This is a genomic window from [Clostridium] scindens ATCC 35704 (assembly GCF_004295125.1).
GTDB classification, from domain to species: Bacteria; Bacillota; Clostridia; order Lachnospirales; family Lachnospiraceae; genus Clostridium_AP; species Clostridium_AP scindens.
Genome location: NZ_CP036170.1, coordinates 137436 through 156198 on the forward strand (window position 1 = coordinate 137436; position 18763 = coordinate 156198).

Here is an 18763-nt window from a genome sequence, read left to right on the forward strand (position 1 = left end):
TGTCAGATCGTCTCATCCTTGATCGCGTCAATAATATTCTGTCTCTGGATTCTCCTGTCCCCTACGGCGTATGCCCCAATGATGCAGACAAGGACGAGGCCTGTATAACCAAGCACGGCCGCGTAAGGCGCATAGGGCAGGTATTCCGCAAGACTTACTTCATTGAGATACAGGAAGCCTGCCAGAACGGCCACCTGGAATGGAAGGCTGTAGAGCAAGGGCTTCAGGCCCAGATTCAATCCCTCCAGGAGCAGCATGCAGCGCAGTTTTAGCGGGGAGAGCCCCACCGACTTAAGCATGGCAAACTCCCTGCTCCTCTGGCGAAGGTTTCCTGATATGCTGGCCCATACATTGGACAGTCCGATCAGCGTCAGCAGCCCCGTCAGGAAAGCGACGACCGTCGACATGACCCCATTTTCATGATCCATCATTTCCTTTTTCTGCGTCAAGTCTGAGACCATATAGTCCCCGCTGCCATAATAGCGTCCCACAATCTCCTCGATACTTTTGGATACCTCCTGGATTCTGGAATAAGACACGCCTGTGGAACTATCCGTCATAAAGTTTCCATAGACCGCCGTTGCAGTGAAGCGCCTTTTTTCGCTGCAATTTGCCGCGATTTCTCTGACATGTTCCATTGGCATGATTGCTGTCAGCGTAAACCTGGGCAGTCCCAGCCTTTCTGTCGGCAGTTTCTCTACAATCTCCCCTGCCGTTAACTGGAACTGATAATCACCTTTATCTTCATCATATGCCTTCTCCGTAAATGGAATCTTCTGTCCTATCTGAATTTTTAACATTTCTCTATAAACTTTTTTCTTTCTCGTACTGGCATGAGGATCTGCAGTCTGGTTATAAATCAGCGCTCTGCTCCCATCTTCCAGATATGGTTCGGGATCTATCCCAAGTTTCAGGCAGTATTCCCGAAAACTCTCTTCTTCAAGCCCAATCAACTGGGAATAGATTCGGTACTTTCCATCCCGCTTAATCGGCGTGTACTTTTTCTCCGAAACGATCTCATCAAAGCCTCCTAGATAAGTGTCTATATCATCCGCAGCCTGCTCTTTGGTCACCCAGGTAGCGCAGGGCATCTTGCTGTAAAGAACGGACTGGCTGATGCCGGAGACTTCTTTTATCTCATCCAGCGCCTTTTGCTCCGGCACTCTTCCATCGCTGATCGTAAGAAAAATATGTCCTTCTTTTTCCTCCTGCGTCTGATAGATCTCTCTGGCAGCGTTCTGGGTTGTAACAATATACAGGAACCCGGTCAGCAGAAGGTAGGACATACACAGTGAGATCGTAGCCGTTCGGTAGGATCTGCGGCGCGCCGCCAACGCATTGGCGGCCAGTTCCCCACTGATTCCAAACCGGCTGGAAATCCGGCTTCTGCGTATCTTCTTTCCCTTCAGCGTCTCCACCTGCTTAAGCGCCTCCACAGGCGTTAATCTAGCCACCTTGCGCGCCGGTATCCTGGCAGACAGCCAAGCCGTGACGACAGACAGGAGGATAGCCGGGACTATGGCTGGCAGCCCGAAAGTCAGTACAATATCCGGCGCGCTCCTTCCAATATCATTCGCCTGATTAATCAGGCACATCAGCTCCGCGTCCAGAAGCCATCCGCATAAGATGCCCAGAGGAAGCGGCACCACAAGCAGCACCAAGGCTTCCGATGAAACTGCCGCCTTAATCTGCTTCGGCGAAGCCCCGATTCCCGCAAGCGTGCCCAGCTGGGCAAGTTTTTCATTGGCGGACAGGGCAAATGCGTTGTGGATCACCAGCACGAATACGCCGATCAAAAGCACAGCCAGGACAAGAAAAAGCAGGGGAACCGTCAGCATCTTCAAACTGTCTATACTGTGAATCTGCTCCGGCGCAAGAATTCCATATTTGGACAGCAGCCCTGCATTGTACCTGAGATTATACGTCTCATATTCATCCGTCTCATATCCGATGGATGCCGCAAGTGCAGGAAGTTCCTTGTAAGTGCTTCTCATAGGGTCAAAACGCAGATAGACCGTCAGACTATCCTCCGGCTTGATCGATTCTTCCTTCAGAAAACTCATGGCGGTATATGCAGGAACCGATGAAGATGTGGCAACATCCATTATCCCTACAATCTTGTATGCCTTCGTCCCTGTCTGTCGAAAGGTTTCCCCATCATGGAAGCCATCCGTCTCCATGCACACGTTTCCTTCATAGATCCGCTGTCCCACCGGCAGGGTAAGCGTATCTCCCACAGCCGCTTCCGGGTGGTCATCAAAATACTGCTTTGAAAGAGCGATCTCATCTTCCGCAGCCGGAATGCGCCCTTGGGTTATCAGGCCTTTCTCCGGCATTGAATCCCAATACTCCTTATTGGCGCCCCTGGATATAAGGTAAGTCCTCTTCCCTGTATCCTCAAGTTTTGCCACTTCCCAAGGACCTTTTAACATCACGGCCTGTACAGACGCATAATTCTCTATCTGCTTCAGGCTCTCGCCTTTGGTATTATCAAACAATTCTCCATGCCAGTTACCATCCTCATTGATGGAAAGCGCAATCGAATCCGTCCACATCGTATAGACAAACCCGCAGAAGCAGGACATCATGGTAGTCATTAAAAATAAGGCTGTCATTATGGCAAGGCTTGTTCTTTTATTCTTCCGTATGGCATCCCACACATATTCCCTAAGAATCTTCATCAGCCCACCACCTCGTCATGCAGAATCTTCCCGTCTTCCAGCGTTATGATTCTGTCTGCCATAAGCGCGGTCTTCTCATCATGAGTGATCAGCAGAATCGTCTGCCCATAACGGCGATTAGACAATTTTAACAATTCGATAGTCTCTTCCGAGTTCTTCCGGTCCAGATTGCCAGTCGGCTCATCTGCCAGCAGAATCGCCGGATGGTAAATCAGGCTTCTGGCAATCGCGACCCTCTGCTGCTGACCTCCCGAGAGTTCGCTTGGAAGATGGCTTAAACGGTCGGCAATTCCAAGTGTCGAGACAAGATGCTCGAACCGCTCCTCATCCGGCTTCTGGTTATCCAGCAATACCGGAAGCAGAATATTCTTCCGCACATTCAGCGTGGGGATCAGGTTATAGAACTGGTACACCAGCCCTACTTTCCGCCTCCGAAAAGCGGCAAGCTGCTCCGGTCCAAGGCTTGAGATGTCTGTATCCTCAATATAAATGCTTCCGCTGGTAGGGCGGTCTACCCCTCCCAGCATGTGAAGCAGCGTTGATTTGCCGGAGCCGGACGCCCCGATGATCGAGGTGAAGCTTCCCCGTTCCAGAGAAAAACTGACATCATTAAGCGCAGCTACGGTATTCGAACCGCTGCCATATATTTTTGTAAGATGACTGCAGCGAAGTATTTCCATAGTCGTATATCTCCTTTCCTGTTCGATACCAACATAATAGTAAGGCAATGTGACAGGAAAGTGACAACTCTATTCAAACTTTAGAATGAGGAATCCCTTCTTCATGATATCTGCTATAGGCTCAAACAATCCAGGCAATTCATCCGCTCCTTTTGCGAAGACATGCGCCGCTTGACTTTATCAAAACCTCCGCAAAACTCCACCTCGTCAGGCTGTTCAATTCCTCTCAGCGCGTTTGGAACCGTCGGCACAGTTAAGATCATTCTTTAATATTGATAATTATTCCTTCCACAATAATATCTGCACAGGTATCTGGAACTACCCGTACCGCCTGATCCGTCTCATCTCCAATCCCGCTCTGAGATTCCCAGAAGCAGACGACATAGGGCAGAAGTTGTTTACAAGGGGCATATTCGGAATATGCCCTGCCGCTTAAAAATGGCCTTGAGGTCAATGGCCTGTATTTAGTATAGAAATCAGGTTCCATAAGTTTATCCACACCTTTTCATAAGCCTGAAGTTTATAGCCCTTTTACAGCAAGTATTTTTTCAAATTTCTGCTCCGACTGTATCTCATGAGTAAGAAACTGGCCATTATAAAACAGACTAAATGTTGTAAATGGAACAGGGGCATTCTGAGCCTGTTCCCGCGTGGTAATATGGACTGCTTGAAATTTAACATTTCTCTTTTTGGCCATATCTTCAATAAGTGGAACACATTTTGCTGTAAAAGGACATTGGCTGGTATAATACAGTGTAAAACCATTCTGCGTGCCACTGTGTTCGGTCTCTTTTACCGAAGAACTGAAGCAGGGCCTATCGGCGTCTTTATCAAAGGGCAGATACATGAGTTCAAAATAGGGGCTTGCAGTGTCTGCTGTTTCAAATCCTTTGTATTTCATATATTTGGGGTCCGAAAGGAATCCCATCTTCTTTTTTGACGATAGTATAACAAGTCCTTTTTTCCCTTTCTCCTTACTGTCTCTGACGCATTCGTCCAGAAGAAGAGTCGAATACCCATGTCCTTTGAATTGCCCGGATACCCAAAGGCAGTCAATATACATATAGCCGTCGGCTGAAATCGGCGCCCAGGCGTATTCAGCGGGAATATACTCGATAAAACATTTTCCACGTACATTGCCTTTCAAAAAAACGAGTCCTTCGTCTATCCTTTCTTTCAGCCATGCTTTTTTTGAAAGCACCTGACAGTCTTTATTATTTGCGATGGCACAGCAGATGTGCTCTGTTTCAAGATTATCGTGTGTGATTCTTATAAGTTCCATAATATTACCTCCTCCTGCATACACTATAACATTTTAATCACGACATATGTCTGTCATATTTAAAATTTAATTAAAAGAAGATATAATTTTATAATGGATGCGTCTGTCAGATCATGGTGTCGTCCAGCAAGGCATCTGCCAACTGATGACGCAGAATTTTTCTGCCGCCAAGATAATAGGCGAGCGCCACAAAGCCAATGATAGCAAGAAGGAATACAATGACCGGCATAAAAGGAGCCTCTTTTATAAAAATCATCGGTTCAAGATAACTTGCTTTTAACATGGCTGCAACCAGAACCACTGTCAGAGGCAGTGTCACCAGCACCGGACGTCCGGCAATTACCAGCGCTTCTATACAGAACATCTTCTTAATACCCCCCGGCGTCAGGCCTACGGACATATAGCGCGCAAATTCCCGCCTCCGCTGCCGGACGAACCCCAGCGTATTAGAAAACACATTTCCGATTCCAATGATGGCAAACAGAACGCAAAAACCGCCTAAGACTAGCATCATGCCATCAACCATTTTATCATTGGCAATTTTATCCTGAATACGGTTCTCACTTTCAATTTCATATGCATTTCCTATAAGCCCGGTAACCTCTTTCTCCAGATCCTTTAGTTCCTCCAATGTGACGCCTTCCCTGGCAAGAACCCGGATATAGGAATCTTCCTCTGCTCCTTTTATGGTGTCTTTCAACTGTTCCCACAGGGACGCCGGAAGGAAATGTACCAGTTCATAATAATCTGTCGTGCCATACTCTTCCCTTAAAGCCGGAACCTCCTGGGTATAGGAAATCACAGGGATTTCCGCCGACATCTTTTCTTCTTCTGACTGCTGAAGTACTGTCGTATTTATCGTTTCTTCCAGATATGGATAATAATCAGGATCACGGAAATTGGGATTACTGGTATCCCGGATCTGATTCAGAATAACCGCGCCGTCCAGCCTGGGCTCTGCTTTGATCTGCCTGCAATACGCAAGAAAGCTGGCATCATCCAATATAACCAGTGGAGCATTGACCAGCCACCCTCCATCTACCGTTGACACGCTATCCGCGTCCGCATTCTGAAAGCCGCCTAAGCCGCTGAACTCCTCGCTGACTTCTTCCTCTGTTATCATTCGTTTTGCTTCTGCTTTCTGATATACGGTTAAGTTTCGGACACCGGAAATTTCCTGAAGCTTCTCCGTCTCATGAAATGCCTCTATTCCAGTATCCTTTACCGTCACCATCACATCCCAGACATCCTGGTATCTTTCAAAATATGTCATTCTTGTACTGATGCCCGAAAGGGTAAAGAAACATTGCATCAAGGTAAACGCCAGAAAAGAAAACGTCAGGGATAATGTAGCGGTACGCCAGGCCTTTTTCTGCGCCTTCAGCGAATTTCCGGCCAGTTCTCCTTCCAGCCCGAAGAAAAAAGCCAGAACGCGGGAATTTTTTCTTTTCTTCAACTGGATTTCTCCAGTATTCCTGATGGCTTCAAGAGGCGTCAGACGGCTTAATTTCCTGGCCGGATACCAGGCTGATATCCATACTGTTAATATGGTGATCGCGAAAGTAAACACGAATACCAACGGATGATATCCCCCGACCGCCTCATGCCGTCCTGATATATCGCTTCCAGCTATAATATTCGTCATTTCCATTACTCCCAGCCCTATCAGAACGCCCAGAACATTTCCAAGCAGAAGGGGGACTGCGCACAGCGCCGCGGCTTCCTGCAAAAGGCAGGCCCTGATCTGCCTCGGCGTGGCTCCGATGCTGGAAAAAATGCCGAACTGATGTATTCTGGCATTCATAGAAACCGCAAAGGAGTTATGAATGATCATGATCAGGGAAAAGCAGGCCAGCCCTGTAATTGCCAGAAAAAAAGGAAAAACCAGCCGTGGGGCCGGATCCTTCGGATCCCGTATCAGATACATGGACAGCAGGGAATGATGACAGGTAATGGCCTCCTGATCTATTCCAGTTAATTCGGCGATCTGGGGCAGATCTTCGAGAATCCTTCTCATATCATTGAAATAAAGATCTGCTACAATATTCTGGCCATCTGATAATTCCTTGTTTATTATGACCTTATCTATGTTGGGGTATTTTTCTACCACGTCCAGAACGCTGTTATCCAGTTCTCCCTCAATCCTTGCCTGCCAGCTGCCCTCTTCTATTTCAATCCTCTCAATGTCATACTTCCAGAAGTTATAAAACAAGGTGCACAGAAGCGACAGAAACAAGGCTGAGATGAAGGCTGCCACCATGACAGAGATGCTGGATGCCCGGTTATTCTTTATATAGCTCCACGAATAATCCTTCCACATAGCAGATCACCTCCGTTTCCGGTCACTGATGATGCGGCCGTCCTCAATCGTGACTATGCGGTCCGCCTCCAGCGCGACTTTTTCATCATGTGTGATCAGCAGAATGGTCTGATGAAGATTTCTGTTGGATAATTTCAGCAAATCTACGATTTCCTTCGAGTTCTTCCGGTCCAGGTTGCCGGTGGGCTCGTCTGCCAGAAGAATGGCCGGACGGTAAATAAGCGCTCTCGCGATAGCCGTTCTCTGCTGCTGCCCTCCGGACATCTGATTCGGCAGGGCATCCAATTTGTCATGAAGTCCCAGTGATGTCACTACCTGTTCAAAGTATTCCTGATTCACCTTCCTTTTGTCCAGCAGAAGCGGCATTAAAATATTCTTTTTAACGGTGAGCGTAGGAATCAGGTTATAAAACTGATAGACCAGCCCTACCTTTCTGCGGCGGAAAATAGCTGACTGGGTGGCATTCATAGACGATACATCTGTTCCATCCACCAGGATCTTTCCTTCTGTTGGCTGATCTACACTTCCAAGTATATGGAGCAGGGTGGATTTCCCGGATCCTGAAGCCCCGACGATAGCAATAAATTCTCCTTTTTCTACGGTCAGATCAATACCGTCCAGCGCAACTGTCTGATTACTGCCTGTGCCATATAGTTTTCTGACCCCAATACATTTTAAGACATCCAATCTTATCTCTCCTCTCTAATAATCCACGTTATTTCATGCAGTCTTATTATAGCAAAGATAAATGACATCTCAGTGACTGTAGAGCCTGATTTCAAAACAGGCGCCCCCTGACGGCAGATTGCGGGCCTCAAGGCTTCCACCCTGCATTTCAAATAAGGACTGGGAAAGTGCCAGCCCTATTCCGCTTCCGTCTTTTGCGGCGCTCTGCCCCCGGTAAAATCTCTCAAAAAGATGGGGAATATCTTCCGGGGCAAAGCCCGCTCCCTCATCCCAGATCCGTATATCCGTATACAGGGGATTCTGGAAGTATTCGCAGTGAATGGTTCCTCCCCGGGGGGAATGTTCCATGGCGTTTTTTATCAGATTCATCAAAGCCTCCATCGTCCACTCCATATCCCCCATAAATTCAGCACAGCCATTATACGGAATATCAGCCAGGATATTTTTTTCGGACATGAGTCCTTCCAGATTATCAACAGCCAGATTCAGCACTGTATAGACATCCACAGGGGAATGCTCCAGCTTAAGCGCCCCTGAATCGATCTTCGAGAGTGTCAGCAGCGACTCTTCCAGCCTGTTCAGGCGTGCCAGCTGATTCCGAATCGGCTTTGTATACTTTTGAGGCGCTTCTTTCTCCATAAGCTGCAAGGAGAGGAAGGCGGCGGTAATCGGCGTCTTAAGCTGGTGGGCGATATTGGCCAGATTTTCCGCAAAACGCTCTTTTGCTTTTATGGCCGTTTCCTTTGTCACGTAAAGGCTTGTAACCGTTTTATAGATCTCATCCTGCAGATGGGAAAATTCATCTTCCCTGGTCTGCACAATGGTCCCGGCCGTGCCGGTATTGACCTGTTCCAGGTATCTCGTCAAGCCGGATATCCTTGTGTGGCTGCGCCTTGTATCTGACCATGATGACGCAAGAAACGCTGTAGATATCAGAACCGCGACCATAATCGTCAAAAGAGATGATCTCTCACCGGTCTTGCCGGAGAAGTCACCCTTTGTATACCCGTATTGTTTCAAAAATTCATTTCCTTCTGGCCGCGATTCCGTCTGGGTCTGGTACTCTTTCAGGGCGGAAAGCAGCATTTCCTCTCCTTCCGGGTCGTTCTCCAGAATGATCTGGGACAGAGATGATATGCCGCTGAAAGTAGCCTGCTCATGCCAGCGCTGCCACATGCTGTTCAGAAACAGGACTCCTGCCAGACAAATCACCACTGGAAGCCAGACCGTCAACATCTGCTTCTTTCGTTCTATCATAGCGAATCCTCCATGCGGTATCCAAAGCTCCTGATGGTTTTCAGGCATGCGGGGTGACGCAGTTTCTCCCGCAGCCGCTTTATGGTAACGGTCAAAGTATTATCGTTCACATAACTTCCATTGCTGTCCCATACCTGCTCAAGAAGCTGCCTTCGCGTTACCGTTTTCCCTTTGTTTTCCATCAATAGCAGAAGGATCTGGTATTCCGGCTGACTTAAGGCGATCTCCGCATTGTCGCGGAAAACAGCCTTTTTCTCAGTATCAAGAATCAGGGAGTCGCAATAAAAGCAGGCATCCTTTCTCTGCCCGGCACGCCGCAGCAAAGCAAGGATACGCGAATGCAGGACTTCCAGTTCAAAAGGCTTGACAACATAATCATCAGCGCCATTTTGAAATCCATCGACTATATCGCAGGAATCCCCGCGGACAGTCAGGAAGATCACAGGCAGCTGGAGCCATCTTAACCGCAGCCAGCGGCACAAGTCATTTCCCTGGCCATCCGGCATGTTCCAGTCTAGCAGGATTATATCCGGCTGCCTCTTTCGAAGCGCCTGCTTCATATCCTCAATCATATGGAAAACAGTTACCTGGCATTCTGCCTGTTCCAGATATTCTTTTACCAGCTGCGCAATCGTCTCATCGTCCTCAGCATAATACAGATCAATCATTTTCCCATTCTCTCTTTCTATACCTTTTTCCGTCTTTGCAGATATCTCTTCTGGTATTTCAGGCCTGCATACTCTGTTATACGCTTCATATATACGGCATCACTGACACCGCCAGCCACACCGGCGATCGGAACGCCCGCAGGAATTTCATATAGAGAAGTCCTGTAGACAGCGAACCTGCCACTTCCTGAATCTGCTCCTTCTATGACCAGCTTTTTCTCAAAAAGTGTCATTTATACCTCCTAACTCTACAAATTCACACTATGGCTTATTATCAAGATATTATATCCCAATCCTCTGCCTTGGGCAAGTGCCAGTCTCGGGCAATCCGCAGTCTTAATACACAAAATAAACCGTAACTTGTATCTCCTTTACAAGTTACGGTTTCCCAATAAAATCCTTACTATTAAATTTCCCCGATCAGCATCGCGTCCCCGAAACTAAAGAACCGATACCGCTCTTTCACCGCCTCTTCATAGGCAGCCAGAACATGCTCCCTGCCCGCCAGCGCGGACACCAGCATGATCAGTGTGGACTCCGGCAGATGGAAGTTGGTGATCAGGCAGTCCAGGATCTTGAACTGGTAGCCCGGATATATGAATATCTCCGTCCATCCGCTGCAGGCTTTCAAATGCCCGGTCTCATCCGCCGCGGACTCTATGGTCCGGCAGCTGGTGGTTCCCACGCAGATGACCCTTTTCCCGGAATCTTTGGCACGGTTGATCTTCATCGCTGCCTCTTCGTCGATCTGGAAGAACTCGGAATGCATGTGATGCTCCGTGATCTCATCCACCTTTACCGGACGGAACGTGCCAAGTCCTACATGCAGCGTAATTCTTGCAATGTCTATGCCTTTTCGCTCAATCTCTTCGAGCAGTTCCGGCGTAAAATGCAGGCCGGCCGTAGGCGCGGCCGCGGAGCCGGTGTGGGTCGCATAGACCGTCTGATAGCGGTTCTTATCCTCCAGCTGATGGGTAATGTATGGCGGAAGCGGCATCTGGCCCAGCTTATCCAGAATCTCTTCAAAGATTCCCTCATAAGTAAACTGGATCAGGCGGTTTCCCTCGTCCACGATATCCACGACCTCGCCAACCAGAAGCCCTTCCCCAAAACTAATCTTCGTTCCTATCTTAGCCTTTTTTCCGGGCTTAACGAGCGTCTCCCATATATTATTTTCTTTACGTTTCAACAGTAATATCTCTATCTTGGCCTCTGTCCCGACTTTTGAGCCGATCAGCCTTGCCGGAATTACCTTCGTATCATTAATCACCAGGCAGTCTCCCTCATGCAGATAGTCTGTAATCTCTTTAAATACATGATGGGAAACAGCCCCAGATTCCTTGTCAAGTACAAGAAGCCTGGAGCTGGAACGATCTTCAAGCGGATCCTGGGCGATCAATTCTTCCGGCAATTCATAATAAAAATCCTGACGTTTCATAATATGAATCCCTTCTTTTCTTATTTATCTTCAGGCAGATCATCCTTGAATTTATCCTGCGCTGGCTTTGATCCGCCCGTCGGCGGCGTCTGCCCCGGCACTGGTCCATATCCCTGAGGCCCCGGATATCCTTGGGGCATCTGATATACAGGGAATACCTTGATCTTCTTAGCATAGATGACCCGGGTATCGCACAGCATATCATGGATGCCCCGCTTCTCCCTGTCAAATCCTACGATAATATAGCCGATTCCAATGGAAAGGCTGCAAAGGAACCTTCCCACAGTCTCCCGGTACACGACATCCAGAAGGCTCAGCCTCTGCCCCTCATCCACGCTCACTACCCGCAGGTTCATGGCTCTTTTCCCAAGCGTTGTTCCCGTAAGATAGGTGCACAGAATAAAGTACAGGACGTGGAATACATACAGCAGGATATCTTTTAACGTATACTGGAACAGCACATTTCCTCCAAGGGCCGTGCCTTCCAGTGCCGCAGTGATTCCGGATATGAACAGCCTTACAAACAGCAGCCCCGCAAACACGATCACGCTGTCGATACAATAAGCGGCCAGACGTGCCCAGAAGCCCGCATAGGATACTTCGGGCCTATTGCAATTGTTCTGCATAATACATCGGCACCCCGCTTTCCATGTCTGCTGCGGTTTCTTTCAGTATCTGGGCTTCTGACTTCGGTATCAGGTCTTTTACCTGGGCAAATAAGGAGGCAAAAACGCCGGATGGCCCCTCCAGCTCGTAGTAATTATTGACTCCCAATTCTTCACTCATGGCTGCCTGCATATCTTCAAATGAACTGATGGAATCAATCAATCCATTGTCAATCGCCTGTTCAGCGGTATAAGTGCGGCCGTCTGCCAGCCCTCTCACCGCCTCTTCGGACATGCCCCTGCCTTCTGCGACAATACTGACAAATTTATTATAGTACTCATCGACCTGCTCCTGATAGATTGCCATCTGCTCATCCGTCATCTGGGAACTGTCTTTATACTCGCCACTGGTTATGCTGAAGTATCGGATTCCCAGTTTCTCATAGAGCCCGGTCATATCAAACCCGGACATGATCACGCCGATGGAGCCTGTAACGGTATTGGAATTTGCATAGATCTTGTCGCTTGCCATAGATACCATGTATCCTCCGGACGCTGCATAGTGTGCCATATAATCCCAGACCGGGCGTCCTGTGGCTTCTTTGTAATCTTTCAACTTCAGATACAGTTCCTCGCTCTCGTAGACGGTTCCTCCCGGGGAATCCACATACAGAAGGATGCCCTTATTATTGGAGTCTTCCATCAGGTCATCAATGTACTCCATCGTCGTCTGGTGCTGATAGCCTTCCGGTATGTCGAATATGCCGGTACTGGCCTGCTCCTGAATGGTTCCTTCTACTCTTACGATCGCAATATAATCACTCAGCGGCGCGTTGAATCGGTAATCTCCTGTGAGTATCTGCCCTACGCTGTCATTTAGCATCTTCTGGGAAAATGTATTCGTCAGCACGCTGGATACTCCTACGGCAATAAACAAAACTGCTGCAATCACCAGGCCGATTATCTGTTTTTTCTTCATATTTTATCCCTCATCTTCTATTTGCGAAGTTCGATTCCCATGCCTTCCAGCTCTTTCAGGATTCTTTCCATTGCCTCAGTTACTTCTGCGTCTTCCAGAGTCTTATTCTTTGCGCGGAATACGATGGAATATGCCACGGACTTATATCCTTCTTTAATCTGCGCGCCTTCATAAAGATCGAACAGCGCATAGCTTTCCAAGTAGGCTCCGCCCTTTTTCTCAATCACTTCTTCTACCTGGCCGGCCAGGATCTCTTTCGGCATTACCATGCTGATGTCACGGTTTACTGCCGGGAACTTGGCAATTCCGGTATATTTCCTGTCAAATGTGGCTCTCTTTACGATCTCAGGCATATCGATCACTGCAATATACGCCTTGGTTCCGATTCCATAAGTATCGGCTACATCCGGATGTACTTCTCCGAGATATCCCACGACTGTTCCGTCATAGATGACATTTGCCTGGCGTCCCGGATGCAGATATGGCTTGCCCGCCTGTGGATCATAAGTCTCTTTTCCATGCATTCCCACTTTGTCAAAGAATTCCTCAATCACGCCTTTCATGCTGAAGAAGTCGCCATCTCCGTACATGCCCAGCGTAAACTGCATTCTTTCTTCTGGAAGTTCTGTAAGCGGCAGCGCCTTTGGAATGTATACATTTCCCAGTTCGTACAGCCTTACATCCTTGTTTCTTCTATTATAATTGGTAGCCAGCGACATCAGCATTCCATTCAGGGATGTGGTACGCATGATGCTGTAATCCTCTCCAAGAGGATTGATGATCTCTACGGTCTGGCGAAGCAGCGAATCCTCCGGTATCATCAGTTTATCGAACACTTTCGGACTCTCGAAAGAATAGGTCATACCCTGGCTGAATCCGCAGAATTCCGCGATATCGCGGGCTACCTCTTCTACTCTGAGCTTAAAGGAGAGTTTTCCTGTCGTAGCCTCCCCCCTTGGAAGGGTAGTAGGAATGTTGTCATAACCATAGAATCTGGCAACCTCTTCCGCCAGGTCAGCCACACGGAACAGATCATGGCGGAAGGTTGGCGCGATCACTTCATTGCTTCCCTCATCATAAGCCAGGCCAATCTTCTCAAAGTATCCGATCATTTCTTCTTTGGAGATATCCGTGCCAAGAAGATTGTTGATCGCGTCCGCGTCAAACAGAACTCTTACCGGCTCCTTCTTCTTGCCGTAAACATCTACCATTCCCCCGACAACTTCACCGGCTCCCAGTTCTTCTACCAGCTGGCAGGCGCGGTCGATTGCCGCCTGGGCGTTATTGGGATCCAGCCCTTTCTCAAACTTGCCGGAAGCATCCGTACGAAGTCCCACCTTTTTGCTGGACTTACGGATATTGGTTCCGTCAAAGCAGGCTGCCTCGAAAAGCATTGTCTTAACATCGTCTGTGATCATGGAGTTCTCTCCGCCCATGATTCCTGCAATACCGATGGACTTCTTGCCATCGCTGATCATCAGCACGGTGTCATCCATCTCCCTTTCCTGTCCGTCTAGAGTCGTAAATTTCTCGCCTTTGGCTGCCGTGCGGACAATAATCTCGCGGTCAGCGATCGTATCCAGATCATAGGCATGCATCGGCTGTCCGTATTCTTCCATCACATAGTTGGTAATATCCACCAGATTGTTGATTGGACGGATGCCTACGGATGCAAGGCGTCTCTGCATCCATTTCGGAGATGGCCCGATTTTGATATTCTTTACGACTCTTGCACAGTATCTCGGACACAACTCGCTGTCCTTTACAGACACCTTGATATAGTCGTTCACATCCTCATTATTGCCGGTTGCCGTAACTACCGGAGGATGGAATTCCTTTCCAAACGTAGCGGCTGCTTCCCTTGCAATTCCGATGACGCTGAAGCAGTCCACTCTGTTGGATGTGACTTCATATTCAAATACTACGTCATTAAGCCCCAGTGCTTCGATCGCGCTGCTTCCGACTTCTACATCATCCTTGAAGATATAGATTCCCTCTTCCGGCGCTTCCGGGTACATATCCCGGTCAGAGCCCAGTTCTTCAATCGAGCACATCATGCCGCAGCTTTCTATGCCTCTTAACTTTCCTTTTTTGATCTTAATTCCGCCCGCCACGCGGCTTCCAGGCTCATGTCCGCCTGCCACGCGTCCTCCGTCCAATACCACCGGCACTTTGTCGCCTTCATGCACGTTGTTGGCGCCAGTCACGATCTGTACGGACTCGCTTCCTATATTCACCTGGCAGATTATCAGTTTATCTGCATCCGGGTGCTTTTCTATCTTGTCAATCTGGCCCACCACGATCTTAGAAAGATCCGCGTCCAGTTCTTCATATCCTTCTACCTTTGTTCCGGATAAGGTCATTGCATCCGTATATTCCCGGGCCGTCACATCCAGGTCCGGAACATACGCTTTTATCCATGATAATGATGTATTCATCTTACTTCTCCCTCCAATTAGAATTGCTTCAAGAATCTGATATCGTTTTCGTATAGCAATCGCATATCGTCGATCTCATATTTTAGAAGGGCAATACGCTCCAATCCTACGCCGAAAGCGAAGCCGGTATACTCTTCCGGATCAATGCCGCACATTTCCAATACATGCGGATGCACCATGCCGCATCCGAGAATCTCGATCCATCCGGAGCCTTTACAGAAGCGGCAGCCTTTTCCGCCGCATTTGAAACAGGTTACGTCCACTTCGGCGCTTGGCTCAGTGAACGGGAAATGATGCGGACGGAACTTGGTCTTGGTCTCAGGGCCGAATAATTCTTTTGCGAATACTTCCAGCGTTCCCTTTAAGTCCGCAAAGGAAATATTCTTGTCAATGACCAGTCCTTCAATCTGGTGGAAGGACGGGGAGTGGGTCGCGTCCACTTCGTCAGAACGGAATACGCGTCCCGGGGCAATCATACGGATCGGAAGCTTTCCCTGCTCCATGACACGTGCCTGTACCGGCGATGTCTGGGTACGCAGCACGATATCTTTATTAATATAGAAGGTATCCTGCTCGTCCTTTGCCGGATGCCCGTCAGGAATATTCAGTTTCTCAAAGTTGTACAGATCATACTCCACTTCCGGGCCTTCCACTACTTCATACCCCATGCCAACGAAGATTCTCTCTACTTCTTCCAGCGCAATCGTATTCGGATGGCGGTGCCCCACCATATTCTTCTTCGCCGGAAGCGTCACGTCGATGACTTCCTGCTTCATCTTTTCTTCGCGGATAGCCCGCTCCATCTTTTTCTTGCTCTCTTCCAAGACCTTCTCGATAGACGCTCTTGTCTCATTCACAAGCTGGCCAACCTTAGGCCGCTCTTGCGGGGCAACATCCTTCATGCTTTTGAGGACCGCGGTAAGTTCTCCCTTCTTTCCAAGGAACTTCACGCGTACATCGTTCAGTTTTTCAGGCGCATCAGCTGCTTCAATGGCCTTAAGAGCCTCATCCTTGATGCTTTGTAATTTCTCTTTCATCATTTTTCTCCCTTTCTTATATATTCTCTTCTCTAGAACAACTCTCATCCTATGGCGGTGGGAGCCTTATCTCATTTCTAGATAAAAAAAACCTCATCCCAAAAGGGACGAGGCATAACCCGTGGTACCACCCTGCTTCCTGCGTGCTATCCTCACACAGGCACTCTCCGCATGCGTAACGTGCACCTACGGCATTTCCTACTGATCTTTCAAAAATGCAGCTCGCGCGGGAAATTCGATTGCCATCCGAACCAAAGGAAACTTTCAGCCGGGGGTCTCCTCTCTCTAATGGGAAATGGGTCTCTACTTACGCGGTCATTGCTTTTTATCTATGAATACTTAATTATTGTATCATAACAATTGGGGATGTCAAGAAATAAATTACAACTTTTCCCTGCCTTCCCCGGTAAACACCTTATCATACATCATCATATTCAGTTCCCCGCCAAGCAATATGCAGTACATGCAGAAATACATCCACAGCATGATGAGCACGATAGTGGTAAGGCTTCCATACATATCGGAAAACCCTTTGAATATATCTACGTATACAGAAAATATCCAGGATACGATCATCCATCCAATGGCCGCAAATACCGCCCCTGGCAGCTGCTTGCGCAGCTTGTCCTTCCTGTTTGGCAGGAATTTATAAATCAGGAGGCAGAAGACCATCAATACAATGGGGGTGATGATGGTACGCATAGCAATCAGTCTGTCCGCCAGATTCTTAAGAATAGGTACATGCGCCGCAATGAATATATTCAGCGTATTGCCAAATACGGATAGTACCAGCAGAAATATGATTACAAGTATGAACATCACCGTATAGATGGTTGCCCGGATTCTCAAGAATATATAATTACGTGTCTCATTACATTTATACACGCAGTTCAGCCCGGAGGTCATCGCAAGAACGCCTTTTCCGGCGGACCACAATGCCACTACCACTGTAATCGGAATGATTCCGGAAGATTGGTTGTACACCTGGTTCACAATCGAAGTAATCATAGAATCCACGGATGTAGGAAACACCTGAATCACGGCGGTCATGACATCCGCCTTGGTTACCGGGGTATACTGCACCATGGTAATCAAAAGCAGAATGATCGGAATCATGCACAGCATAAAGAAGTATGCGGACTGTGCCGCATACGCCCCTACGTGATCTTCCGTAACATCAGCAGTCATATTTAGGATCTTCTGATATATCTCTTTTAATCTTTTCATTGTACTCTCCCATATACTTGCCCTATATTCTACCTGATTTTTAATGGTTTGTCTATGGAAAGTAACTTAGAGCCTGTATTTAGGCTATATCATTCTACGGTAATGCCCGGGAAGAAAAGGGTAAGTATATCTATGTAAGTCTTGCCTTTCCTGGCCATCTCATTGGCGCCATTCTGGCTCATGCCTATACCATGCCCATATCCGCCGCCTTTTATAACAAATGTATCCCCCTCTTTCCCTATGGTAAAGAATGCGCTTGGCAGAAGCGCGGAACTCGCCACAGTGTTTCCATCCTGCTTCTGAATCTCATATCCGCTGCCTCCTAATGCCCTGCGGATCTTATTCTCCGTGTCCACCGTTACGCTACCCTTATCTCCTGTGGCGCATATCTGAAGCGCAACGCCTCCCGGCCCTGTCCTGGTCACCTCTACGTTTTGCAGCATGCCTACATCGGTTGCCGTATTAAGGCCTACCAGGTTGGAGAGAGTCTGTACCTGAATTCTGGCCTCCCACCGGTACCATGGCAGTTCTCTTTCATAGTCCCCCTCTTCGTCCTTTACCTCAACGGTCTGAAGATACTGGTTCTGCTCATTCGGTTCCGTCCCCCAGGCTTCCAGGCTTGTCGTTTTTCCACAGGAAGTGGAATAATAGTATGTAGTCACAATCTGACCGTTGAATCTTGCCACCTGCCCCTGCGTCTCATTCACAGCCTGGCTTGACGCCTCCTGAGCTTGGGAATTGCCATATACCTGGTAATCCGTGCTGTCGTTTACGTGCGCTTCGTATTCCGGGTACCCATACTCTGCCATCTGCTGATAGGCATAGCTTCTGGCGCAGACTGCCTGCGCTTTCAGCGCTTCCAGTTCATAGGATGCCGGCATCTCGCTGGGCACGACCTTGCACAGGTACGTTTCAACCGGAAGCTCATTGATGATGACAATACCTTCCGCCGTAGTCCGAAGTTCCAGCGTCCCGGCATAGGAAGGCACGCCGTATCCTCTCTGAATGCTATCCAGCGTAACCTCTCCCCCATCTTTCGCCTGAATGCGAATATTGCCCTTGGCAAACCGCTCGTCATCCGGCGCAAATGCCGCCTTCTGGCCTGGCTCGATCTCCTGCTGCTCCTCCCCGAAAGACAGAACCAAGCCTGCTGCCGATGACACTTCCACGCCCGGATGCACTATTCCTGCATGTCCGGTAGTCATAATAAGCACGCGAATGTTGGGATTATCCGTCAATTGCGGTTCTTGTCCCTCTTCTGCATGCCGCCCGGATGTATCCGGCTGCTTTTTCACCTTTTCTTCTTCCCGCAAGGTCAAGGAAGAGAGCAGGCCGCTGATAATCAGCAGGCTGGCTGCTATAGCCAGTCCATAGTATAAGTTTCTTCCCTTTGTCCATTTGTTCACGCTGCATAGCAGCCTGTTCCATCTATACTTATTCCGTCTGCTCTTATTCCAATTATAT

The 18763-nt window shown here is 48.4% G+C and carries 16 protein-coding genes and 1 other annotated feature; all 16 genes read right to left on the reverse strand.

The annotated features are described in order from the left end of the window. Positions 1–2: 2 nt before the first annotated feature. Positions 3–2681 (reverse strand): ABC transporter permease, encoded by a 2679-nt coding sequence (locus tag HDCHBGLK_RS00665; protein WP_004608237.1) that lies wholly within the window; start codon positions 2679–2681, stop codon positions 3–5. Continuing rightward, positions 2681–3361 (reverse strand): ABC transporter ATP-binding protein, encoded by a 681-nt coding sequence (locus HDCHBGLK_RS00670; RefSeq protein ID WP_004608236.1) that lies wholly within the window; start codon positions 3359–3361, stop codon positions 2681–2683. Before HDCHBGLK_RS00670 ends, HDCHBGLK_RS00665 begins: the two co-directional genes overlap by 1 nt. 259 nt (positions 3362–3620) lie before the next feature. Beyond that, complete coding sequence (locus tag HDCHBGLK_RS19900) at positions 3621–3848, reverse strand: DUF6597 domain-containing transcriptional factor (protein ID WP_004608234.1); 228 nt, start codon at positions 3846–3848, stop codon at positions 3621–3623. A 33-nt stretch (positions 3849–3881) separates the two neighbouring features. Beyond that, positions 3882–4643, reverse strand: a complete 762-nt coding sequence (locus tag HDCHBGLK_RS00680) for an N-acetyltransferase (protein WP_004608233.1) — start codon at positions 4641–4643, stop codon at positions 3882–3884. Positions 4644–4749: 106 nt separating this feature from the next. Next, complete coding sequence (locus tag HDCHBGLK_RS00685; protein WP_004608232.1) at positions 4750–6963, reverse strand: ABC transporter permease; 2214 nt, start codon at positions 6961–6963, stop codon at positions 4750–4752. 6 nt (positions 6964–6969) lie between these two features. Further along, positions 6970–7650 (reverse strand): ABC transporter ATP-binding protein, encoded by a 681-nt coding sequence (locus tag HDCHBGLK_RS00690; protein ID WP_004608231.1) that lies wholly within the window; start codon positions 7648–7650, stop codon positions 6970–6972. Positions 7651–7719: 69 nt separating this feature from the next. After that, complete coding sequence (locus HDCHBGLK_RS00695; RefSeq protein WP_004608230.1) at positions 7720–8907, reverse strand: sensor histidine kinase; 1188 nt, start codon at positions 8905–8907, stop codon at positions 7720–7722. Further along, positions 8904–9575: a response regulator transcription factor gene (locus tag HDCHBGLK_RS00700; RefSeq protein ID WP_004608229.1), complete on the reverse strand. Its 672-nt coding sequence runs from the start codon at positions 9573–9575 to the stop codon at positions 8904–8906. Before HDCHBGLK_RS00700 ends, HDCHBGLK_RS00695 begins: the two co-directional genes overlap by 4 nt. 17 nt (positions 9576–9592) lie before the next feature. Further along, entirely contained in the window at positions 9593–9808 is a 216-nt protein-coding gene (locus HDCHBGLK_RS00705; protein WP_004608228.1) for a hypothetical protein, read from the reverse strand. A gap of 173 nt (positions 9809–9981) precedes the next feature. Beyond that, entirely contained in the window at positions 9982–11013 is a 1032-nt protein-coding gene (gene queA / locus HDCHBGLK_RS00710; protein WP_004608227.1) for a tRNA preQ1(34) S-adenosylmethionine ribosyltransferase-isomerase QueA, read from the reverse strand. Positions 11014–11033: 20 nt separating this feature from the next. Further along, positions 11034–11639, reverse strand: a complete 606-nt coding sequence (locus tag HDCHBGLK_RS00715) for an RDD family protein (protein WP_004608226.1) — start codon at positions 11637–11639, stop codon at positions 11034–11036. After that, positions 11620–12597: a signal peptide peptidase SppA gene (gene sppA, locus HDCHBGLK_RS00720; RefSeq protein WP_004608225.1), complete on the reverse strand. Its 978-nt coding sequence runs from the start codon at positions 12595–12597 to the stop codon at positions 11620–11622. The genes HDCHBGLK_RS00715 and sppA overlap by 20 nt, the downstream gene beginning before the upstream one ends. 17 nt (positions 12598–12614) lie before the next feature. Beyond that, entirely contained in the window at positions 12615–15035 is a 2421-nt protein-coding gene (pheT, locus tag HDCHBGLK_RS00725) for a phenylalanine--tRNA ligase subunit beta (protein ID WP_004608224.1), read from the reverse strand. A 17-nt stretch (positions 15036–15052) separates the two neighbouring features. Beyond that, entirely contained in the window at positions 15053–16072 is a 1020-nt protein-coding gene (pheS, locus tag HDCHBGLK_RS00730; protein ID WP_039910006.1) for a phenylalanine--tRNA ligase subunit alpha, read from the reverse strand. Positions 16073–16172: 100 nt separating this feature from the next. Further along, positions 16173–16400 (reverse strand) — a binding site (T-box leader). A gap of 53 nt (positions 16401–16453) precedes the next feature. After that, a complete protein-coding gene (locus tag HDCHBGLK_RS00735) occupies positions 16454–17299 on the reverse strand; it encodes a YihY/virulence factor BrkB family protein (RefSeq protein ID WP_004608222.1) in 846 nt (281 codons plus the stop codon). An 89-nt stretch (positions 17300–17388) separates the two neighbouring features. Further along, positions 17389–18705, reverse strand: coding sequence for a SpoIID/LytB domain-containing protein (locus HDCHBGLK_RS00740; protein ID WP_004608221.1), 1317 nt, complete (start codon positions 18703–18705; stop codon positions 17389–17391). Between the last annotated feature and the right edge of the window lie 58 nt (positions 18706–18763).

Coding starts and splice junctions, on each gene's coding strand:
- HDCHBGLK_RS00695 (WP_004608230.1), bottom strand. CDS start 8,907: ATGATAGAACGAAAGAAGCAGATGTTGACGGTCTGGCTTCCAGTGGTG.
- HDCHBGLK_RS19900 (WP_004608234.1), bottom strand. CDS start 3,848: ATGGAACCTGATTTCTATACTAAATACAGGCCATTGACCTCAAGGCCA.
- queA (WP_004608227.1), bottom strand. CDS start 11,013: ATGAAACGTCAGGATTTTTATTATGAATTGCCGGAAGAATTGATCGCC.
- HDCHBGLK_RS00735 (WP_004608222.1), bottom strand. CDS start 17,299: ATGAAAAGATTAAAAGAGATATATCAGAAGATCCTAAATATGACTGCT.
- HDCHBGLK_RS00685 (WP_004608232.1), bottom strand. CDS start 6,963: ATGTGGAAGGATTATTCGTGGAGCTATATAAAGAATAACCGGGCATCC.
- pheT (WP_004608224.1), bottom strand. CDS start 15,035: ATGAATACATCATTATCATGGATAAAAGCGTATGTTCCGGACCTGGAT.
- HDCHBGLK_RS00715 (WP_004608226.1), bottom strand. CDS start 11,639: ATGCAGAACAATTGCAATAGGCCCGAAGTATCCTATGCGGGCTTCTGG.
- sppA (WP_004608225.1), bottom strand. CDS start 12,597: ATGAAGAAAAAACAGATAATCGGCCTGGTGATTGCAGCAGTTTTGTTT.
- HDCHBGLK_RS00700 (WP_004608229.1), bottom strand. CDS start 9,575: ATGATTGATCTGTATTATGCTGAGGACGATGAGACGATTGCGCAGCTG.
- HDCHBGLK_RS00670 (WP_004608236.1), bottom strand. CDS start 3,361: ATGGAAATACTTCGCTGCAGTCATCTTACAAAAATATATGGCAGCGGT.
- HDCHBGLK_RS00680 (WP_004608233.1), bottom strand. CDS start 4,643: ATGGAACTTATAAGAATCACACACGATAATCTTGAAACAGAGCACATC.
- HDCHBGLK_RS00705 (WP_004608228.1), bottom strand. CDS start 9,808: ATGACACTTTTTGAGAAAAAGCTGGTCATAGAAGGAGCAGATTCAGGA.
- HDCHBGLK_RS00665 (WP_004608237.1), bottom strand. CDS start 2,681: ATGAAGATTCTTAGGGAATATGTGTGGGATGCCATACGGAAGAATAAA.
- pheS (WP_039910006.1), bottom strand. CDS start 16,072: ATGAAAGAGAAATTACAAAGCATCAAGGATGAGGCTCTTAAGGCCATT.